The 19,345-nt window shown below is 48.3% G+C and carries 13 protein-coding genes; 6 read left to right on the top strand and 7 right to left on the bottom strand.

What is annotated here, in order from left to right:
- Positions 1 to 14 precede the first annotated feature (14 nt).
- Positions 15 to 857: a TauD/TfdA dioxygenase family protein gene (locus PQQ36_RS06615; protein WP_225470607.1), complete on the bottom strand. Its 843-nt coding sequence runs from the start codon at positions 855 to 857 to the stop codon at positions 15 to 17.
- A 235-nt stretch (positions 858 to 1,092) separates the two neighbouring features.
- Between PQQ36_RS06615 and PQQ36_RS06620 the strand changes: the two genes are divergently transcribed.
- From PQQ36_RS06620 to PQQ36_RS06630, 3 genes are all read left to right on the top strand, one after another.
- Complete coding sequence (locus tag PQQ36_RS06620) at positions 1,093 to 1,851, top strand: helix-turn-helix transcriptional regulator (RefSeq protein ID WP_223370924.1); 759 nt, start codon at positions 1,093 to 1,095, stop codon at positions 1,849 to 1,851.
- A gap of 177 nt (positions 1,852 to 2,028) precedes the next feature.
- Entirely contained in the window at positions 2,029 to 5,697 is a 3,669-nt protein-coding gene (locus tag PQQ36_RS06625) for a hypothetical protein (protein WP_263137647.1), read from the top strand.
- A gap of 207 nt (positions 5,698 to 5,904) precedes the next feature.
- The gene (locus tag PQQ36_RS06630; RefSeq protein ID WP_011082275.1) at positions 5,905 to 6,114 is read left to right on the top strand and encodes a hypothetical protein; all 210 of its coding nucleotides are present in this window, start codon (positions 5,905 to 5,907) and stop codon (positions 6,112 to 6,114) included.
- 258 nt (positions 6,115 to 6,372) lie between these two features.
- Here the strand turns inward: PQQ36_RS06630 and PQQ36_RS06635 are convergent, their stop codons facing one another.
- The 3 genes from PQQ36_RS06635 to PQQ36_RS06645 all read right to left on the bottom strand — a co-directional run bounded on the left by PQQ36_RS06635 (position 6,373) and on the right by PQQ36_RS06645 (position 11,823).
- A complete protein-coding gene (locus PQQ36_RS06635; protein WP_243301747.1) occupies positions 6,373 to 8,109 on the bottom strand; it encodes a hypothetical protein in 1,737 nt (578 codons plus the stop codon).
- A 301-nt stretch (positions 8,110 to 8,410) separates the two neighbouring features.
- Positions 8,411 to 10,258 (bottom strand): M3 family metallopeptidase, encoded by a 1,848-nt coding sequence (locus PQQ36_RS06640; RefSeq protein WP_263137646.1) that lies wholly within the window; start codon positions 10,256 to 10,258, stop codon positions 8,411 to 8,413.
- Positions 10,259 to 10,389: 131 nt separating this feature from the next.
- Complete coding sequence (locus PQQ36_RS06645; RefSeq protein WP_263137645.1) at positions 10,390 to 11,823, bottom strand: aminotransferase-like domain-containing protein; 1,434 nt, start codon at positions 11,821 to 11,823, stop codon at positions 10,390 to 10,392.
- Between the two features lie 87 nt (positions 11,824 to 11,910).
- Here PQQ36_RS06645 and PQQ36_RS06650 point away from each other — a divergent pair, with 87 nt between their 5' ends.
- Positions 11,911 to 12,816 carry a DMT family transporter gene (locus PQQ36_RS06650; RefSeq protein ID WP_263180217.1) on the top strand — a complete coding sequence of 302 codons (906 nt, stop codon included), beginning with the start codon at positions 11,911 to 11,913 and terminating at the stop codon, positions 12,814 to 12,816.
- Here the strand turns inward: PQQ36_RS06650 and PQQ36_RS06655 are convergent.
- Positions 12,788 to 13,861 carry a sensor domain-containing diguanylate cyclase gene (locus tag PQQ36_RS06655; RefSeq protein WP_011082280.1) on the bottom strand — a complete coding sequence of 358 codons (1,074 nt, stop codon included), beginning with the start codon at positions 13,859 to 13,861 and terminating at the stop codon, positions 12,788 to 12,790. The two genes, PQQ36_RS06650 and PQQ36_RS06655, sit on opposite strands and share 29 nt — an antisense overlap.
- A gap of 187 nt (positions 13,862 to 14,048) precedes the next feature.
- Between PQQ36_RS06655 and PQQ36_RS06660 the strand changes: the two genes are divergently transcribed.
- On the top strand, positions 14,049 to 14,333 hold the full coding sequence (locus tag PQQ36_RS06660) for a hypothetical protein (protein WP_043921217.1): 285 nt from the start codon (positions 14,049 to 14,051) through the stop codon (positions 14,331 to 14,333).
- 119 nt (positions 14,334 to 14,452) lie between these two features.
- Positions 14,453 to 15,238 (top strand): substrate-binding periplasmic protein, encoded by a 786-nt coding sequence (locus PQQ36_RS06665; RefSeq protein WP_011082282.1) that lies wholly within the window; start codon positions 14,453 to 14,455, stop codon positions 15,236 to 15,238.
- 79 nt (positions 15,239 to 15,317) lie between these two features.
- Here the strand turns inward: PQQ36_RS06665 and PQQ36_RS06670 are convergent, their stop codons facing one another.
- On the bottom strand, positions 15,318 to 16,949 hold the full coding sequence (locus tag PQQ36_RS06670; protein WP_085761565.1) for an endonuclease: 1,632 nt from the start codon (positions 16,947 to 16,949) through the stop codon (positions 15,318 to 15,320).
- A gap of 277 nt (positions 16,950 to 17,226) precedes the next feature.
- A complete protein-coding gene (locus PQQ36_RS06675) occupies positions 17,227 to 19,278 on the bottom strand; it encodes an alpha-amylase family glycosyl hydrolase (protein ID WP_108654061.1) in 2,052 nt (683 codons plus the stop codon).
- Between the last annotated feature and the right edge of the window lie 67 nt (positions 19,279 to 19,345).

The raw sequence follows: 19,345 nt of genomic DNA on the forward strand, positions 1-19,345 counted from the left end.
TGACTGAGTTCAGCTTACTTAAGTTGCGTTGCTTGTGGTGCATCACCAGTAATGGTGACGCGGTGCAAGCGACGTGGCTGGTCGCCATAATCGGTCACGGCAAAGTGTTGGGTCGCGCGGTTATCCCAAATGGCCAAAGAGTTTGCTTGCCATTGGAATCGGACTTGAAATTTCTCTTCTCGAGCTGTGGCAAAAAGCGTTTCTAGCAGCGCTTGGCTTTGCGCTTTCTCCAACCCGTCTATACAACGGGTAAACTGCTCATTAATATACAGTGTCTCTCGTCCAGTTTCCGGATGCTGCGCTACCACAGGGTGATGCACTGCTGGAAACTCGCGCGATTTCTTCACCACGTAGCTTTCCCCATCTTCATCCTTGTGGTCATAACGGCTGTTTTCAAAAGCGTGCAAAGCATGGGTGGCAAACAGCGGTCTTAACTGCTGCTTTAATGAATCCTCAAGCGATCGCCAAACCGCTTCCATATCGGTCCAAATCGTATCGCCGCCAGAGGGTGGGCAGTGCTGAGCGTGAAGCAGCGCGCATTTTGAGGGGCGCGCTTTCCAAGTGAGATCGGTGTGCCAGTAGCTCTCCCCAGGTGGCAGCCCTTCTCGGGTTTCAATCACCACCACTTGCGGGGCGTCAGCCAAATGAGGAAAGAAAGGGTGTATCGGTTCCAGCTCACCAAAGCGTTGCCCAAGTGCCAAATGCTGTTCTGCCGTCAGCAACTGATCGCGAAAGAACAGCACTTTGTGATGTAAGAACGCGTGGTACAACGCCTCAAATTGTCGCTCGTTGATGGCACTGAGTTGAACGTCTTCAACTAAGGCGCCAAACGATGTCGCTAAAGGGGTTATTTTCATGGTTTCTCGCTCAATTTTGTTCGCTGGCTTTAGGGAGTGAACATCAGACCGTCTTGGGCTCCATTTTCATTCATAGTCCTCATTTTTGGCAGTCAATATCGCGACAAACGTGCGTCAGATCATTGGTTCGGTTTCTAGTACTTTGGTTGAGTATTTGTTCAACTAATATTTGAGGTGAAAGTATCAAGGCGTTCACTTGCAGTATGGCCGGACTGACAGCAACCGAACGAGGCACATGATGAAATCCGATTTTTCGACCTTACTCGATTTTACTCACGTTAATATTTCACCTATTGAGCTTGAAGAGATCGTTTTGCGCGAATTGGCTCAAGCTGGTATCGAGAATGTGGTGTTCATGATTTTGGACCCTTATCAGGTGCCACGGTTGCAGTTTGATTTCGGATTTTCGAGCCAACAGTTGGACATTTATCAGCAAAATCAACATCACGATTCATTCTTACAGTACTACCTGCGTAAGGGATTGATTGGTCAGTATCTTTACATGCAAGAGATGTTGCCAGTCAAACAGATCCGCAACCCGGTTTTTCGCGAAGTACTGATCCCAACCATGAAACTTCATCATTCCTATTGCGGTTTGTTTAGACTGGTTGAGCACCACTACTTGATGTTGAGTTGTCATAGTTTCAGCGCATTGCAGCCTAAGCAGCGTGATCATCTCAAGAGGTTGTGGCAGTTTTTGATCTCATGGGGCAACTGTTGGGTCGCCCAGCAAACCATGGCAAAACGACTTGCTCAGCTCAGCCCTATTCGCTCGATTGTGCATAACGGTGATGTACTGACGGATGCGGAATTGGAAGTGCTGGAACTTCTGGTTCAAGGGATGGATGGCAGCGAAATTGCCCGCTATCGCTCTGTATCGAAAGAGACGGTTCGTACTCAGATTAAACGGATTTTGCACAAGACAGGATGCCGTCATCAAAATCAATTGATCTCGCGCTATTACCGTATTGGCTCTTATTCTTTGGTTGTATGAATGATCTCTTATTATTAATTCTATTGATGTAAATCAAACCCCGCTCAATTGTTCGTGCTTCGTCACCCACATGGGTGATGAAGTGACTGAATTCCCTTTTTAAGCTGCCTATAACCGTTGCGTAACCGCGCAACATTGCGATGTGAGAAGAAAATAAAAAGGAATTCGGAGGGAATCATGAGAGCCAATAAAATCGTCATTGCACTAAGCGTGGCGGGGATGGTCAGTTTGGTTGGATGTGGTAGTGACTCATCGGACAGCAGCACACCTGCGGTGCCTGATACCTATAGTGTCACTGCCATTGATGGCTATCTTCACAATGCGAAGGTGTGGTTGGACACTACCCCTAATTGGGTTCACGATGATGGTGAGCCCATCGCGTACTCAAATCAGCAGGGCGTCGCGCAATTGGACGTCAGCAACGTTGCTAACTACCAAAGTTTTCCCGTTATCGTGCAAGCGATAGCCGGTGAAACCATCGATACGGAAGGCGGAAATGTAGTGCCCATCACCGCGGGATACACCATGTCTGCCCCCGCAGGTGAAGCGGCCATTACGCCACTTTCTACTCTTGTTCATGTTGATATGGTGAATCGCCTGCAAGGCGAAACTGACCCCATACTCGTCGCCGCTCAGCAGCAACAATCGGTTGAGCGCATTGCCGAGCAGCTAGGTTTAACGGATGAACAAGTTTTGGGTGACTTCTTGGATGAAGAGCATCAACAAGCGGCATTTGCGGCGCGCAGTTTGGTGACAGCAGGCGTCGTGCTAGCGGAAACTCCAGAACAATATCAAACCACGATGGATGACCCAGATGCTAGCCAAAAAATGGCGCACACTGCGGAACAGGTCAATATGGACATTAAGCAGACCATCGAAAATACGACTGCAGAAGATCTGGCCGATAAGAAGCCTGAGTTTGATTATGATACCGACAACGACGGCAACATGGACAATGATGGCGACGGTGTTCCAGATTCATTGGATGCTTATCCTGACGATGCAACGGAATACCGTAATTTTGATGGTGATGAGCTGGGAGATAACGCCGACCCTGACGATGACAACGATGGGGTGAAGGATGTCGATGATCTCTTCCCTAACGACAACACGCAAGCGGGTGACCCAGACAAGGATGGCTTTGATAGCTTGGTGGATCAATATCCAACCGATCCGAAATTGGCGGGGGATCATGACCAAGATGGTTATGACAGTGTGGTGGATGAGTTTCCTAACGACAACACGCAAGCGGGCGACCACGATAACGATGGTGTGGATAGCCTCGTGGATGCCTATCCCGACAATGCGGACAAATCAACCCAAGACCAAAGCACAGAGCTAAGCTATCGCTGGCCAACGGTGACCCACCTCGGTAAAGAAGCCAGAATTCTTGATGTGACCTATCACACAAGCGTCGAAACCTTTAACAGTGGCTTGGTCACCACGGAAATTGAACGGACTTTCCGTACCGTAGAGGGGGATCTGCTGGGCGAAGAACACAGTATTGAACAGACGCAAAAAGATGGCAGTTTTAGCCGCATTAGCGAATGGCGATATGACTTCAACTTAGACGGCGAGATTTTGTTTGTTGGCCAGTCTTTGGATATCGGGAACAAAACCGCACAGGGTGAGCAGTATTGGAAATACATTGATGAAGCGGATGCCGCTTTGGAAGGGGCTGATAATGGCGGAGGACGCACGTTCGATGGCGTGAATTTTACCAGCCGACAACATCCACAAACGTTACTGGGTATCGACACCATTCAATATGTGACCGTCACTCAGGGAACGGATGGTGAACTGGCTAGCGTGACGACGCAGTTGGATCAATTTGTCGTCAATGGCTTCAAGATCGATGACGCCACCACCCACGTGAAAGATTATGCCTATCGTGGCGTAGAAAAACGTCGCGAACAGATCCCTGTTTGGCTGGAAGAACACCGGGATTGGCAAGCCAATGGCTCGACAAACCAATACCGCCTGTTCGTTGCTGACAGCGAAAACACCTATCGCTTAACGGAGCATCAGCCCATTTGGTCGAGCCCTACAGACAACAGCTACGAAGAGTACGCTGACTATAACTACAACAACCAAAAATGGGAAAATCGCACCGCGTATTGGGTGGAAAGAACCACTGAGTTGTTGGCAGACAGCAGTACGAAAGTATCTGGCTCGCGCTACTTGCTTGCCGATTCGGATGCCATAAAACGCACGTCGTCAGAGAAGCCAGGTGGTGAGAAATTCAGTGAGTTCTCACTTCATGAGCGCGCAATATCTGCCACGGAAAAACGCACTTACGAAACTTGGCATCATATTGCACTGGAAGGGTACGATTTTACCGCGTCCGCGAATGTATTTGGTCATCAATACACGGTGTTCAATTTGTATGACGACATCTGGATGGGTTACAGCTATACACAGTGGTTTGATCGCAATATCGACTTGATCGCTGAAGTGGATAGCTTGCTAGAGCAAGGCGTGCCGGTTGACCAAATTACGCCAGAGATGATTCCGAATTTGAATCTCTATGCCAAACCGGCGTTTACACCATCATTCCGTTACCACGACAATGGCGATCCGCGCGTGTGGTATTTGGTCACCGATGATCCTTTCTATGACGCATCGGGTTATGTCATGCAAGCGATCACCTTTACTCCAGGTGGATTGGCCAATGCGTTTGATGTGTTCGATGTGGTGAACGGTATTTATTTACTGAAAGGCAAAGTTGAGCAGCCACAACAGTGGCAGGACATCATTCCTCGAGCGATCTTTATGCTCAATGCGCAAGCGGACAGCAGTGGCATTTCGTTTATGACCGAGCGAGGCGATGAGTACTTTGCCAGCCGTGAAAAAGCGCAGCAGCGTTTGAAAGCACTGCAAGCGCAGCAATCACTCTGCACATATGGTGACACGGGTTGGGATGAACAAAATAATCGCCCAGCTGGTTCACCGACTGAAGCAGATTTCTATCAAGCGTTAGAGACGTGTTTGTACCTACCGCTGACCCCAGAGCAATTAGTAACAATGCAATGGCACTACTATGATGCCGAAGACCGCGTGCACGAAAGTTATCTCTTTTTTGAAGAGGGGGCAGGAGTGATGCTTGAAAACGGCAATTATCTCAAGGATCTCACCTGGACAATCAATGACAAAGGGATCGTGATTATTCAGTTCCCAATGGCTGACGATGTGGATATGTTTGCTCTTACTGGCGAGCATAAAACCGGTTACTACCTCAAAGGGTACTTCCAATGGAACGAAGTGGTTACCGAAGAAGAAAGTGAGAGACTTTCCGAAATCGTCGCTGTCGACTACATGAAATATGCGCCACAGCTCGATCCCGCGGTGAGCTGTGATACGGGCAATACCCCTTGGGATGAGCCCAATGATAAACCCGTTTACTACGAAAGCTTTGAAGCTTATCAAGCCGCAGTGGCGCAATGTAAAGCCCAAATGGGGGACGGAAGCGTACTGACTGCCGAACTCATGGCTGGCACCGATAGCGGCAAAAGCGCTTATTGGGCGGCGGGCTATTACGAGTATGTCGATCAGCAACGCGTGTTTACCACTGACGAATGGCTTTACTTTAATCCGCTGGGCACTGGGGCGTTTGTCGATGCTGAGGATGGAGAGTTTCCGTTTAACTGGGCGATAGAAAACGGTCAGTTGAGGATTGACGTCACACACGCTGATTACGTCGGTTCTTACGAAATCAGCGAACTGATCAATTCAGACGCCACCGATCTGTCCTTAAAAAGCTTTTGGCACAGTACGGAGTGGAGCGATGTGAACGCGGGAGAAGGCGAAATCCTCGATCAAGTTTATCGTTTTGATGGTTTCCGCTAACTCTTTGTGTTTAGACGATAATCACTAAGAGTGTCGAATGGGCTGTTTTTTTCAGCCCATTTTTTTATTGTCTCTCTGGCTCAATACATCGCGCCATGAAAACAGGATTTTGGTTGTAATGCCTGCTTTGCTTATAACACCTTCGCATTATCACTTCTTATATTGACATATCTATAATTAACCCAGTGCGGTAGAAAGGAGAAAGCAATGAAGGTTGTTGTTGAGTTCCTCGAGTCAGGACGCTTCAGGGATAACTTTTGGGATGGCGAATTCAGAGTGGAAAAAGGTGAGCACAGAGCAGTAAGCCCTTCGTTAGCAGCTCAACTCATTCACAACCGACAAGCCTCTCTCTATCATTCTGACGATCCCGATCAGACGGCGTTTATCAACCCTGCTGACGGTACGCCAATGAAGTAAACCCAAACCGAATAGGTAAACGGCCACCAAGGAACGTTGCTTCCTTTGGTGGCCGTTTTGTGTGTGCTCGTATGCCAGAAAAATGCACTGGACCCGCCGAATGTGTCTTATCCGTGATGTGCAGAGTTAAACAATTCCAAGTTAGGAGGAGGGGGGCGTCATTTGACGGCTTTCAATCATCTGTTGGCGCGCAAAAATAGCCGGGAACAGAAAAGGGACCAATGGTCCCTTTGGATAAACGCATAATCGTGAAAGTGATTATTGGTTGGCAACATTCATTGATGACTTATCAATGCGGTAGTCGTAACGCATTTCTAGGCCTTTATCATTCGCATCAAAAACAAAATTGAGTGTTGCTTCCACCGTTAATGCCTCACTGACTTCTTCTGGAATTGGCTCGCCGCTGAGCTCAGAAGCCATCGTTGCGAATTCGAGTATGCGTGAGGTGTTCATATAGGCTTGCCACAAACCCCCTGCTTCTAACGGCTGCTTGAGCACGACTTCTGACCCTGTTGCGGCTTTATCACCAGCATAGAGTGTGAGGTGTTTGTCGTTCATGCGTGCAAAGAGTGGCGTTTTCATTCCCGTTTGCGCTTCAACCAGTGCACTGAGATCCACGGCTTGACCATTGGGTTCAATGTTCACTTCTGCCAACTGTGGAACAAACATTTTTGCCGTTTGCACCAGCAGCGATGGGTCATCCGCAGAGAGGCTGAATAGGAAATCCAGTTTTTCAAATTCAGGTCCATACTGGCCTTGTAAGTTCATCGTAATATCATTCAGGCTAAACTGAATGCCTTTTACGCCATTTACCATGCCTGCGCCCATGCTCACGGCCGCAGCTGGGTTTTCACCTCGAATCTCTCGTTGGACTTCTGCGAGGAGTTCACAAGAGTAACTTGGTTGTGTCAAATCATTCCAAATATTGCTGATCGCTGGCGCTAATTTGGCAACATCTAAGCCAAAGCTGATACCAAAGATGCTGTCACGGTTAATTTCATCACTAGGAATAAAGCCGCGTACGGTTTTGAGTGCATTGATCAGAACTTGGTTGTTGCTCTCGACGACAATGCTGCCATCCATAACCAGTTGTTTGTCTTTAGATTGGTAACTCGCGACAGACACAATACGAGGCCAATTGTTGGCGATGGCCGTCAGTTCAGTATGACAAGTCGGCTGACGCAGCACGTCAATTTGATCTTCTGGAGAGAGCTGTTGCAGCACATCAATTTGACGAGCCAACTGGTTGCTGCCTTTCAGCGTGATCCCTTTGATCACTTCTTGGTTATCAAGGTAGGCGTAAAATTGGTAATTTTGGCCATATTTAGTTTGAAGCGCGGCTAACTTGCCGCTATCTGCAAACGAGTGTTGAGGTTTTTCTGCCCCAAGTGCCATTTTCAATGTGTTCTCAGCGCCAAACATCGGGACATCGAGCGTGAAGGTGACTACCTTGCCTTCAAGGGCGATCACAAAACCAAGGTTTTGTTCTGCGCTTGGCTCTGTCGCGAGAGCATAGCGGCGGTAATCGGCTTGGCCAAGTTTACCGACTTCATGCGTCGCGCCTGTCTCTTTTTCTTTTTTATCGATGGTGGCCCAGAACGCAGCTGGGTTTTCAATCTCGAATTTGTAAACCGGTACCATGCCTAAGGTGTAGAGCAGTGGTTTCACGTTATCGCCCGTACCGAGGTAGTTCTTGAGGCTTTGTTCATTGCTGGCGCTGTTAAGATAGCCATCAAAGTAGGCGAGAAGAAAGGCTTGCTCTGGGGTGAGCTCTTTCAGATCGAACGCATCGGCGAAGCTTTCATTCTGATAACCCATAGAGGTTAGGTATTCGTAATGATTAATGGCGTTGGTCTGCAAAGAGATCAGCGGGGTATCCGCGGGTACATAAGCCAAGAAGTCATCGCCTGCTTGAGTATTGAGTCCTACTTTATAGAAATACGCGCCACTAACGGCAGCCGCTGCAACTGCAGAAGCGAGGATAATTTTATTCACGACCAACTCCGTTGTCTGTTATTGACTCTCTCATCTCTCGCTCTATGCAAACGAGTGGGAGAGTTTTGAACATTGATAATAAAACAAAACACCATGCTATATATGCAATTGGTTTTGCAGTCTCATCATATATAAGTTGGCTTATTATTCAATGCGTTATTTATTGAGATGAGTGTTGTGTCTCTGCTTTTGGAATCGGTCAGACATTCAGCGATGGCGCCGAGGTGAAGAAGAAGGTGGAGGAAAAGGGGACTAGGGAAAAAGCAGAGCCAGCACGTGGCTGGCTCTGGATATCGATCATTTATCGACCATAGGTTTTGACGATGTACGCTTCAAATTGATCGCACATATCGGCGTCAGAAATGGCGTTCGAAGCCAATACCTTACTGCCATCGACGATGGTGATGGTTGCGTTAAGGCTAGCAGGTGCGTGAACCTCTCGTTCGGCAAGGGCGGCGATTTTCTGCTGCTCTTTTTCCCACGCTTGCTGTGCAGTTTGGTTACAGGCGTCAGCGAGATATTTCGCATTAAACCCTTCACCAGTCAGGCGCTTAATCGACTCAGAATGAGACACACTGTTGCCTGCATGCCAGTAATGCTCTGCCAACAGAGGGCCAATCTCTGGGTTATCACATAGGTAACCAAACTTCTCGGTGAAGTAGGCACGAGTTTGGTACACCGCCATATGAGCCAGCAAGTAACCTTGGTAGGCGCAAGAGGCTTCATCAGACAGCAGATGTGGAATGGCCATCAGTGGGCGCGGGCTGCACGCCAAGCCCAGAATGCGCATTTCGGTATCTCGGGCCAACTGGGTGACACTTTCTGCAGTGAGTTGCTCGTCACTCATTTGATAAAGTGCACGCTCAAAGTACGGTACAACGAGAATGCTGCGTTCTGCATAAGCCTTGAACGGCTGACGGTTATTGACCATTGCTTGAATGATCGAGTCTGGCACTGGATTGCCAGCGTCATCCAATGCATAACGCTTCAACCAATCTGCGTCGTCAAGCAGGCTATCGCAGAACATAGATTGTGTTTCAGCGTAAGCCATGGAGGTTGGCGCAAATTCTTGCGAGAAACAAGGCGCATTGAGCTTCACATTGGCAAAGTGAGCGGCGTGGCCCCCTTCGTGGAACAAGGTATTCATGCCATCGTAGCCACAACCGACTTGGTCTGGTTTGGCATTGGAAGTGAAATTCACTTTAGCGGCGATCCACTCTCCTTGGTCATAGAAAGAAGGAATAGGGCCATGACAGAAACCGTTCGGGTATTTGCCTTTGCGATCCAACAGATCGAGTGTGAGCTCCGCTCCGGAGTAATCAATATTGAGGCGACCAAACGATTCTACCCAACGACGTAGCGATTTAGAAAACGGCACATAGGGATCCAAGTCACGCATGACATCGCCAGAGAAAGAGTAAACAAAGTTATGCCCTTTTAAGGCATCGTTGCCTTTCTCTTGCGCCAATGCATCCAGGCTATTTTGATGACTTTGACGAGTGCGCTGTTCGAAATCCTCCAAAATCACAAACAGTTCATCACTGGTCATGTGTTCGGTTTTCACCACGGAATAATCGAAGAAGTTGGCGTAGCCCATGGTGCGGGCAAAGGCATTACGTTTTTTCACCAGATCAAGGAAACCGTTTTGCAGTAACCACTGTTCGAGATCCAATAACGCTTGGTGCGCAGATTGGCGGACGGATTCTTGATTGTTGGCGCGGATTGCTGAGCTCAGGATCGGCAGGCTGCCTTCAACCGTTTCACCCTTCTCGTTCACGTAAGTAAGCACGTGCTTTTGCTTCTTCTCAAAAATCTCTGCTTCAAACTGAATCAGATCATTCTTAAGCTCGCCCGCTTCGGGGGATTCAATGGCGTGCGATTGGAACATGGCTAACCAGCCATTGAGTCCTTGAATCGTCTGCGCTTTCTCGCTTGAGTCTGTGATGGTTTCTGCGGCTTCAAGTTGTTGTCTAATTTCGTTAATTTTTGAAGCTTGAGAAAGGAAGTTGGTCCACTCGGTCTGTGCTTTGGTTGAGCCTTGATGATCGTCGCTGATCCCCATGTAGGTTTCCCAGAAGAAATCTTCTTTGGTGCGATGAATCGTCAGATATTGCTGGTTTAGCTTATTAAGATAGGCAGTTGCAGTCATTTTTGTCCTTTAAAATGGTTGCCTGAAGAATGGGCCATTATGTCACGACGCATCGAGAATGACGAATCTCCCTTTCGTACGGTTAACGGCAGTGTCGTAAACGGAAATGTACTTAGCGTTTACAGGGAATATCAAAGATGGCAAGCGATGAGACGAACCAAGGTATTGATGGCGGGTTGCCAATCGTGATCACTCGTAAAGTTCGCGACACAAAAACGCACGCAATGTTGATATTGGTTGTGTGTGCCAAATACCGTCCCCGGCAATAGGCTAATTTTTTCTTTGCGACAATCGAGATACAACGCATGGCTATCCACCCCTTCAGGCAGGATTAACCACAGCAAAAACGATCCTTGATTGAGATGCAATTGATAGCGATTTTCCAGCGCGGGAATCTGGTTTAATGCCTTGCTAAGCATGGTGTGGAAGCGCTTACTGTGGCACTGGTATTGTCGACGCATTCTGGCGGTGTGAGCACGGTATTTGCCCGTAGTGAGAAACGACGCGACCGCACTTTGCATCAGGTTCAAACTGCCCATGCTATCGCAGAGCAGCCGCTTTTCCACTTGGTCATGATAACGTCCGGCCAACAGCCAACCGATCCGCAAACGAGAGTCGAGTGTTTTTGAAAGGGAGTTGACGTAGATGACTCGCCCTTTGCTATCAAGAGATTTCAAGCTTGGCAGAGCGGCATCAAAGCTCAATGCACCAAATACGTCGTCTTCAATGATCGGCACATCATGGCTGACTTGCAAAAGGGCCAGACGTTTTTCCAACGTCATGGTGGCGCCAGTGGGGTTGGTAAAATTCGGTGTGACTAAAATCGCTTTGATCGGCCACTCTTCCATCGCTTTGGCGAGCGCGTCGATTTCCATCCCCGTTTTAGGACAACTGGGGATCTCCAACACATTCAACCCTAGGGATTCCAGTAAAAGGAGGTTGCCAAAATAACAAGGAGATTCAACGGCAACAATGTCACCAGTCACTGTTGTGGCGCGCAGTGCCAAACTGATGGCTTGTTGCGCGCCGTGGGTCGTGATGATCTCGGAGAGCTGGACAGGGACACCAAGATCGGCGGTGATTTTGGCCAGTTGTTTGACTAAAAGGGTATCACCCGGTGGCAACTGGTAGTGGCTAGGAAGCTGACTTTGTCGTCGGCTATGGCGCCCAATTTCCGCATACAAACTTTTGATGGCAGGGGCATCGATGTTGGGGTGTGCAGAACCCGTTGGCAGTTGCTCTTTTTCGTGCGGATAGGTGAGGAATTCTTTACAGACAGAAAGCAGGTCGACCTTGGTGGGTTTAGCATGAGCGTGCTCTGGAGCGATCGCGACGGGTTTCACACGATAGCCTGAGCGTTCAACAGAATAGACCCAACCTTGTGCTTCCAGCTCTTGATAGGCACGAATCACGGTGTTTTTACTCACTGACAGCTCCTGCTGGAGACGACGAATCGAAGGCAGTCTTTCATCGTGTTGGAACAAGCCAGATTGGATGGCCGAGCGCACATATTGCTCGACTACTAAGTACTTGTTGTGTGTGATATCACGCTCATCTGTACCCATAAATTCCCTTCAAACTGTCTCTTATTTTCATTTCTGTACCCAATTACAGTAACAGCAAGTTGATAATAATAGCCACAAGGAATTTTCATGCTGCTCCGTTCGATCCCCTTTTTGTTTGTCTTGCTTTGGGCTTCAGGTTTTGTTGGGGCCAGATTGGGCCTGCAATACGCAGAACCCGCGACCTTGCTGGCGATCCGTATGTTGGCAAACATCGCGCTGTTTTTGTTGCTGATCGTGTTGCTGCGCCGCCGAGTGCCGACTGGGGCCGCCTTCTGGCACTCATGTGTTGTGGGGTTGAGCATTCATGGGTTTTACCTCGGCGGAACCTATTGGGCCATTTCGTTGGGGATGCCGGCCGGATTGAGTTCCTTATTGGTGGGGATTCAACCGATTTTAACCGCTCTGATTTTGGTGGTCACGGTTCAAGAGCGCTTTCGGTTTTCGCAGTGGTTGGGTTTAGCGCTTGGATTGCTGGGTATCAGCTTGGTGCTTTCTGGCAAGATGGATTGGCAAACCGAAGCGCACAAAACGCTTGCGATTACGCTGTGCCTAATGGCGCTGGTGGGTATTACATTGGGCACCTTGTACCAAAAACGTTTCTGCCATGGGGTGGATATGGTGGGTGGCGCTATGGTGCAGTATCTCGCCGCAGCATGCCTGTTTCTGCCTTTTGCGTGGCAGTTTGAAACCATGCAAGTGCAATGGACAACAACCTTTATTCTGACACTGGTTTGGCTAGTGGTCGTGTTGTCGTGTGCGGCCATTCTGCTGTTGCTCTATATGGTGAAAAATGGCGCAGCGTCGAGTGTGGCATCGGTTTTTTATCTTGTCCCTCCCGTCACCGCATTGCAAGCCTGGTTGATGTTTGGCGAGTCGTTTGATGCCAAAGCCATGGTGGGTTTTCTGTTGGCTGTGGTGGCGGTGTATTTGGTGGTAAGAAAGCCGAAATTGGCCGTCGAGCCCGTTAGATCAGAGACATGTCAGATAAAATGATTTGGTTTCTACCGGATCGTTTCGCGACATAGAGTGCGTTATCGGCGAGTTGCATCAATTCTTCAAAGCCTTGATTAGGAGAACTGGGCAGGGCAATACCAATGCTTACTGTGCACTGAATCCGATGCTGGTGATGTTCAATGGTGAGTTGTTCTACCGTCACGCGTAGAGTCTCAGCAAGGGTCATAGCTTCTTCGGCATTGACATGATGCAGCAATATGGCGAACTCTTCGCCGCCAAAGCGTGCGAGGAGATCATCAGAGCGGATCTGTTTTTTTAAGGTCGCTGCGATTTGCATCAGTACTTTGTCACCCGCAGGATGGCCAAATTGGTCGTTGATCTCTTTGAACTTGTCCAAATCGATCATTAACAGTGCGGTATGGTGATCGTAATGCCTTGGTTTGTCATTGATAAAGTAAGTCGCTTCAACAAACGCACGCCGATTGAGCGCGCCAGTGAGTGGGTCAATGTGCGCAAGCTCAATCATCTTGTTGATTTGTTGATGTTTATGTACTTGTGCAGCAACCCAGTTGGCGAGAGTTTCAAGCACTCGAGCATCCAGCTCGCTATAGGCATCAAGCTGTTTATGGGCAATGTTGAGCGTGCCATAGCATTCGCCTTTGTGCTTTAGAGGAGCAATCATAAAGGTGGTGAGGCCAGCGGCGGAGAGCCTTTTGCAATAGCTTGGCACTTCAGAACGATCATGGCTCGACATCACCACTTTTTGTTGTGTAAAAGCTTCGCCAACCAAGGTACCTTCAATTGGAATCAAACATTCTTGCGGTTGAACATCATTACCATCAAATGCATAAAGCCGCATTTCTCGCTCATTTTCGTCGAGGGTAATACTGGCGCGATCGGCCTGAAAGATCTCTCGCACCCAGTACGAGGTGCACAGTAAGACATCTTCCAAAGAGGAAGATTGCGCCAGCTCATCCAGAAAGCCCAATGGCAAGGCAGCGAAGCCATCATTGTGTTCTCTTCGGTGATGAGGTTTGGCGTCATTTTCTGGCGGTTTTCTTCCTTTACCTAAATATGATTCCATCGTTAGCCAACTGTAATAATTTATAAAACGAACAAAGTTTAGGATGGGATGAGTTGAATATCTAATCACATTCTTGAGACATCATCGAATTTATTAATAGTTTTCGTTATACGTGATCCGTATGACAATCTGTGCAGATTTTTCATCTAACGCTATACTCTGGCTCTTTTTTACAAGCGTGCGACCGATGACTAAAAAACCCGATAGACAAACCGCGATGCGCAATATCATTGACGCGGTGAAAAAAGAGTTACCATTGTACGAATCAGAGACGTTTGTCTGTGGTCCGAAAGGAGAGTGTGTAGGCTGCCCGAAAAAACTGCTTGAGATGGTGGATGGTGAACTGAGCTATTGGGAACATGCAATGAACCGTGGTGTGATTCCCCATTTTGATGAAATTCGACGTTTTGGTAAGTTATGCAGCAGTGTGCGCAAGGGCTTGGCGAGAAATAACCTGATTTCAAACACCTAACTTTTTGCTCTGTCCACAATTTTGTCCAGTAAAAACGGCGTTTGTGATGATTTGGCCCTAGACGGTCATGTGATCTTTGACTAGTTTTTTAACAGGACCAAACGATTGACGGAGCGATCATGAATGGCTTTCAAAAAAGCGGCTTGGCACTTTGCGGAATACTTGCATTCACCTTTTCCGTCAGTGCTGCAACACCACCAGTCACCTCATTACAGCAACTGACGTTTTTCTCAGAGTCGTATCCGCCAGCCAATTTCCTCGAAGGCACAACGCCTCGTGGCTACTCAGTGGATGTGCTGCAGTTAGCCGCGGAGAAAGTGGGCGTTGCGATTGAAAATAAACAGATCATTATTCAACCGTGGCCGCGTTCGTATCGAGCAACCTTAACCCACAATGACGCCGTGCTTTTTTCCACGACTCGTACCGAACATCGGGAACATCTTTTCCAGTGGGCCGGTCCCATTGCCGGCATTAAAGCGGTGGTGATGGCAAGAGTGGACGCGGATATCGAGATTCGAGATCCCATTGATATGGCAAACTATCGAATTGGTGTGATACGCGATGATGTGGGTGAACAGATGCTCTTAGAGCTTGGCGTTCCCCGTGAAGCGATGCAAGAAGCCAACTACGTGACACAATTGGCTGAACAGTTAATGAAAAAGCGCATTGATCTGCTTGCTTACGATGAGAGTGCAGCGCTCTGGTTCACCTCACAAGCGGGGTTAGACCCCAAACTCTTTAAAACCGTTTATATCTTAAAAGAGGGTGAGCTCTATTTTGCCTTCAATAAAAACGTGCCCAAGAAGTTGGTCGAGCAACTGCAAAAAGGCATCGATATATTAAAACAGCAAACCAATGAGGAAGGCGTTACGCTGCATCAAGCGATCCTCAATCGTTATCGTTAATGTTTAAAAGAGCGTGATAACATAAAAAGTGCCCAGCGTTGATGCTGGGCGCTTTTTAATAAAGTGAAGGGGAAGTGACTTAATTGCCCCAAATGGCACTGACAAACTCAGGATGATCGATAAACGGGTTGCGGTTACCTTGGAACTCGTACACCGCTTGGTTGCGATCAATCTCTTTTTGGCTAACGGGGTCAGCGTTATGCCAACGTTTCAGCATGTTGAGCATCCAAGGTTCAAAGACCGTGGTGCTGGTGCCATTGAGTACATCGTTAGCGTTCGTGGTGTTGCCTTCCCAATTAGCAATGGCGTTTTCGTAACGGGTGGCCATGTAGAAGTAAGCACGAGCAAAGTCGCCTTTAAACTCATCTACCGGTTCGAAGACGGTGCCCGCATAGCCTAAGTCAGATTTCGCCGAGCCCAGTTTGGAACCATTGCTGGATACGTATGTTGCGCTGCCAACTTCACCAAATGGCCAGTTGCTGCGTTTTGCATTCACATAGCCGTCCGTCGCAAAAATATGGTGTCCATCAGAGTTCATTGGTTCCACTGTGCCACCAAACCAACTTTTCGGGAAAGAGTGTTCGCGGTTGTAACAATCCCCTTCTTTGCTGTATTGACCGCACTGGTTGGTGCCCTTGGTGAAATGTACACTGTCTGCGCCGCTGGCTTTTTCCGAATACATATCCAAAATGGAACCATCGTTTTCGTAGTAAAGATCGAGATCGGCCACTTTCGCCAGTTCCCAAATCGCACTGTATCCTTGGCTATTGTGGTTGGTGATGATGTTGTAGAGCGCGGTTTTCAGCGCAAAGCCATTCTTACCTTCGGCTGCTTTGTAGTAGTCGCCTAAGACGGGGGGCTCAGTCGGCGTTGTGGTACCAGAGTCACCGATGGTGAACGACGTGAGTTGCGATTGGGTAAATTCGCCACCAGAAGCCAGCGTGTTGCCATTGGCAACAAGGCTATAAGAGCCATTACCGACCCCACAGCAAATGCCATCGCCGTAGCTGTCTAGAATTTCAAAGGTGTATTGGCCATCGCTTAAACACATTTCTTGGTTGTAAGTGGTGGAATTCTCATACCCAGAGCCAGAGAAGAGTGTGGTACCGCTGCTGTTTTTCAGCAACCAACTTGTCTCAGACGCGTATTGGTCTGTTGTCAGTGACAAGGTTGCCGTGGTTGCTGAGCAGCTTTCTGGTTCGGGAGGTGTAGTTGCCGATTCCGTTGGTTGGAAATTGTCGATATACACCACTTCTGAGCCATCAAAACCGGAAACGTCATAAAAGCGTAGGCCTACAGGAATGGATTTTGTGCTGGTGGCGGTGTAGGAAAACGTCAGCTCTTGCCACTGATTAGTGAGCCCGTTATTGGAGTAACCTTGGTAGCCATCGGCAATCAATCGCGCCATGACTTTGCCTTCGGTATGGTACACCGACACCGAGAACTGATAGGTTTTTCCTTGCTCCACATTGACCATCTGCAAGAAGTCAGTGTTGCCTTGTGTGCCGGTATTGACGGCAATGGCGGCGGCAAGCTTGCCTGTTTTCAGTGGGGTTGTGGCGGAAGAAACGGCGATGCCAGAATCAATGGTGCTCCAGCCTTGTGGGGTATTGCCGCTCCATGTTTCAAAATCGCCATTGAGTAGCTGTGCGGAAGCTGGATTGGCGGAGAGCAGTGCCAGTGTACTTAGGGTAATTATTCTATTTAGCATATAACCTTCTGTTTAATGATATAAAAATCAATTAAGGATAAATTTTCATCAAAGATAGAAAGTTAACGAATCTCTCAATTTTTTATTACAATCCTATTGCTTTCATGAATATATTTGAAACTTATCACGGTATGGTGGTAGGTAACGGCAATCCATGCGGGTGTTTTGTGGTGTTTGAGTCGTATCGATAGAGTGGCGAAAAGAAAAAAGGGATGCTCGTGAGAGCATCCCAAACTAGCAGGGTGGAGACACCCAGCTTTATGTCACTGAGTTGGCGTTACTCAGCACATTTTGACGCCATCACGTTGAGTGGTGTGCCTTGTTCGTCGAACTGTAAGCTCCAAACGTAGCGACCCTCGTCCATGATGGTAACGGCAGTGTCTTTCCCATAACCCCCTTTGATGAGTGGGTTTTCTTGCCCTAGCTTCAAACTGAGACCTTTTGCGGTGAACTGAGGTGTCCAGGTCTTCGCGGCGTACTGCATGCGGTAGCTGCCCGGTTTTTCGTTGGTGACCACTTGGTAAATGCCGTCGCCTTTGTATTCAAATTGGCGATGATCTTTATGTTGCCAACTGGAGTCACTGAAATCGCCGACCACATAAAGCTTCTTACGCATCGGGCCTTTTTCATCGACGGTTGGGTTGTCACATTGCGCCATAAAGCCTTCACCAATACCGCTGGCGAGCGCCATTTTGGCGATTTGTGGTCCTGCTTTAGAGGGTTGCTCAATGCTGAGGAAGCGCGCTTCTAGTGGCGCTAAAGGAATGAGATATTGCCCGTCGATCAGTTTGATCTCTTCGCCATTAATGAGGTCGGTCAAGTGCCCTTCAGAGCCTGCTTTAACCGCATCAAGCTGTAGATATTGCAGGTGTTTGCTGATGTTGGCCACATATAGGATCGCTTCGCTATCGGTACTCTTATGGTCGATGTAGGTTTTGTTGTCGGCCAGTACATTGACGCGCTTACCCTGTGATAACGCAGGGTGCTGATTTCTCAAATTCATCAACTGCTGAATATAGTGTTTGAGATCTTGCTCATTGGCATTCAATGTAGCAGTCACGCCTTCTACTTTGCCACTTGAGCGCGCCACGTGATCGTCACATAACCCTTTCACAGCGCAATCTTGCTCTACTTTGGCTGCAAAGTTTTCAACTTGATCGCCAATTTCGTCGCCATAGTAAAGTGTAATGGGGCCAGTATAGGCCGCTTGGAAGGCAAACACCGCTTTGTGGCGTAGCCAATATTCTTCGTCTTGTGGCTGTGCGATGTTGCCACGTTGTAGGAGATCACCAAAGCGCACCAAATCATGGTTGCCAATCATCAAATTAGGTTTGGCGTGTTCAGGGTAGAGTGCATGCAAGTTCATGCCTTCTGCTAGCCATTCCCCTGATTTTCCGCCAACACCCGCTTCATTCACACCAAAAGTCTCTACCAAACGGTAGCGGACGGGAAAATCAAACGCGGAGCAAAGGGCCGGATTTTCATTGCTGCCATAGCCTGTTTCAATGATGCGGTTTTCTCCAGCCCAGATTTCCGCCACCATGTATCCAAGCGGATTGACGGTTTCCCCTTTGCTGTTGGTGTACGTCACGGCTTTAGAAGCGTTATCTACCGTCTTGCGAATCTCCACCCAAGCCTCTTTTGGTACTTGATAAGCTTGGTCTAAACGCCAACCATCAATCTTCAACTCTTTGATCCAAAATTCGGCCACTTCTTGATAGAAGGCGAGGCTCTCTGGATAGTCGACCGGGTTATTGCTTCCTGCAGGCAGCTTGCCTGTGGGGGAAGCCGCCACATTGCCTTTGTGATGACCAAATACGCCATCAAAAAACACGTACAAGCCACGGGCATGCGCTTCTTCGACTAAACGTTTGGCGTCGTCCATTGTGCCAAAACGCGGATCGACCTCGAAGTAATTGGTGGCAAAGTAGCCAGTGGCATCAAGGCGATCAGCCCAATGGTCTTGCCCCGCTTTAGGTTCGGAATTGAAAATCGGCGTCAGCCAAATGCCGTTCATACCCAAAGATTGAATGTAATCAAGCGAATCAATAATCCCTTGGATATCGCCTTTATGATGGCTGGTGCCATAGCCAGTACCGTGACCAATTTGATCGTTGCCATTGACGAAACTTTCCACCATGACTTGATAAATGCGTAAATCGTCGGCTTTGTTCATGGAAACCGCATCGCAGCGATAGGCATTGGCGGTAGGAGGTGTATCGACTTTAGAAGAAGCATTACAACCGGCAAGCAAAGCGGCAGTAACGGCCAGTGAGAGTGTAGTCAGTACCTGTTTCACGTTGATTTCCTTATTAGACTTTTCGCTCAATTATTGATGAACAATTCATCAACTGAATCAGCCTTGTAAGACGTGTTAGAGGGAGGAGGAGGGAGGA

The organism is Vibrio sp. CCUG 15886, from assembly GCF_028570825.1.
Lineage (GTDB): Bacteria > Pseudomonadota > Gammaproteobacteria > Enterobacterales > Vibrionaceae > Vibrio > Vibrio vulnificus_B.

Bases quoted from the DNA above. Each gene is read 5' to 3' on its own strand.
- PQQ36_RS06625 (WP_263137647.1), top strand. From the start codon at position 2,029: ATGAGAGCCAATAAAATCGTCATTGCACTAAGCGTGGCGGGGATGGTC.
- PQQ36_RS06640 (WP_263137646.1), bottom strand. From the start codon at position 10,258: ATGACTGCAACTGCCTATCTTAATAAGCTAAACCAGCAATATCTGACG.
- PQQ36_RS06630 (WP_011082275.1), top strand. From the start codon at position 5,905: ATGAAGGTTGTTGTTGAGTTCCTCGAGTCAGGACGCTTCAGGGATAAC.
- PQQ36_RS06660 (WP_043921217.1), top strand. From the start codon at position 14,049: ATGACTAAAAAACCCGATAGACAAACCGCGATGCGCAATATCATTGAC.
- PQQ36_RS06620 (WP_223370924.1), top strand. From the start codon at position 1,093: ATGATGAAATCCGATTTTTCGACCTTACTCGATTTTACTCACGTTAAT.
- PQQ36_RS06645 (WP_263137645.1), bottom strand. From the start codon at position 11,823: ATGGGTACAGATGAGCGTGATATCACACACAACAAGTACTTAGTAGTC.
- PQQ36_RS06670 (WP_085761565.1), bottom strand. From the start codon at position 16,949: ATGCTAAATAGAATAATTACCCTAAGTACACTGGCACTGCTCTCCGCC.
- PQQ36_RS06655 (WP_011082280.1), bottom strand. From the start codon at position 13,861: ATGGAATCATATTTAGGTAAAGGAAGAAAACCGCCAGAAAATGACGCC.
- PQQ36_RS06615 (WP_225470607.1), bottom strand. From the start codon at position 857: ATGAAAATAACCCCTTTAGCGACATCGTTTGGCGCCTTAGTTGAAGAC.
- PQQ36_RS06665 (WP_011082282.1), top strand. From the start codon at position 14,453: ATGAATGGCTTTCAAAAAAGCGGCTTGGCACTTTGCGGAATACTTGCA.
- PQQ36_RS06650 (WP_263180217.1), top strand. From the start codon at position 11,911: ATGCTGCTCCGTTCGATCCCCTTTTTGTTTGTCTTGCTTTGGGCTTCA.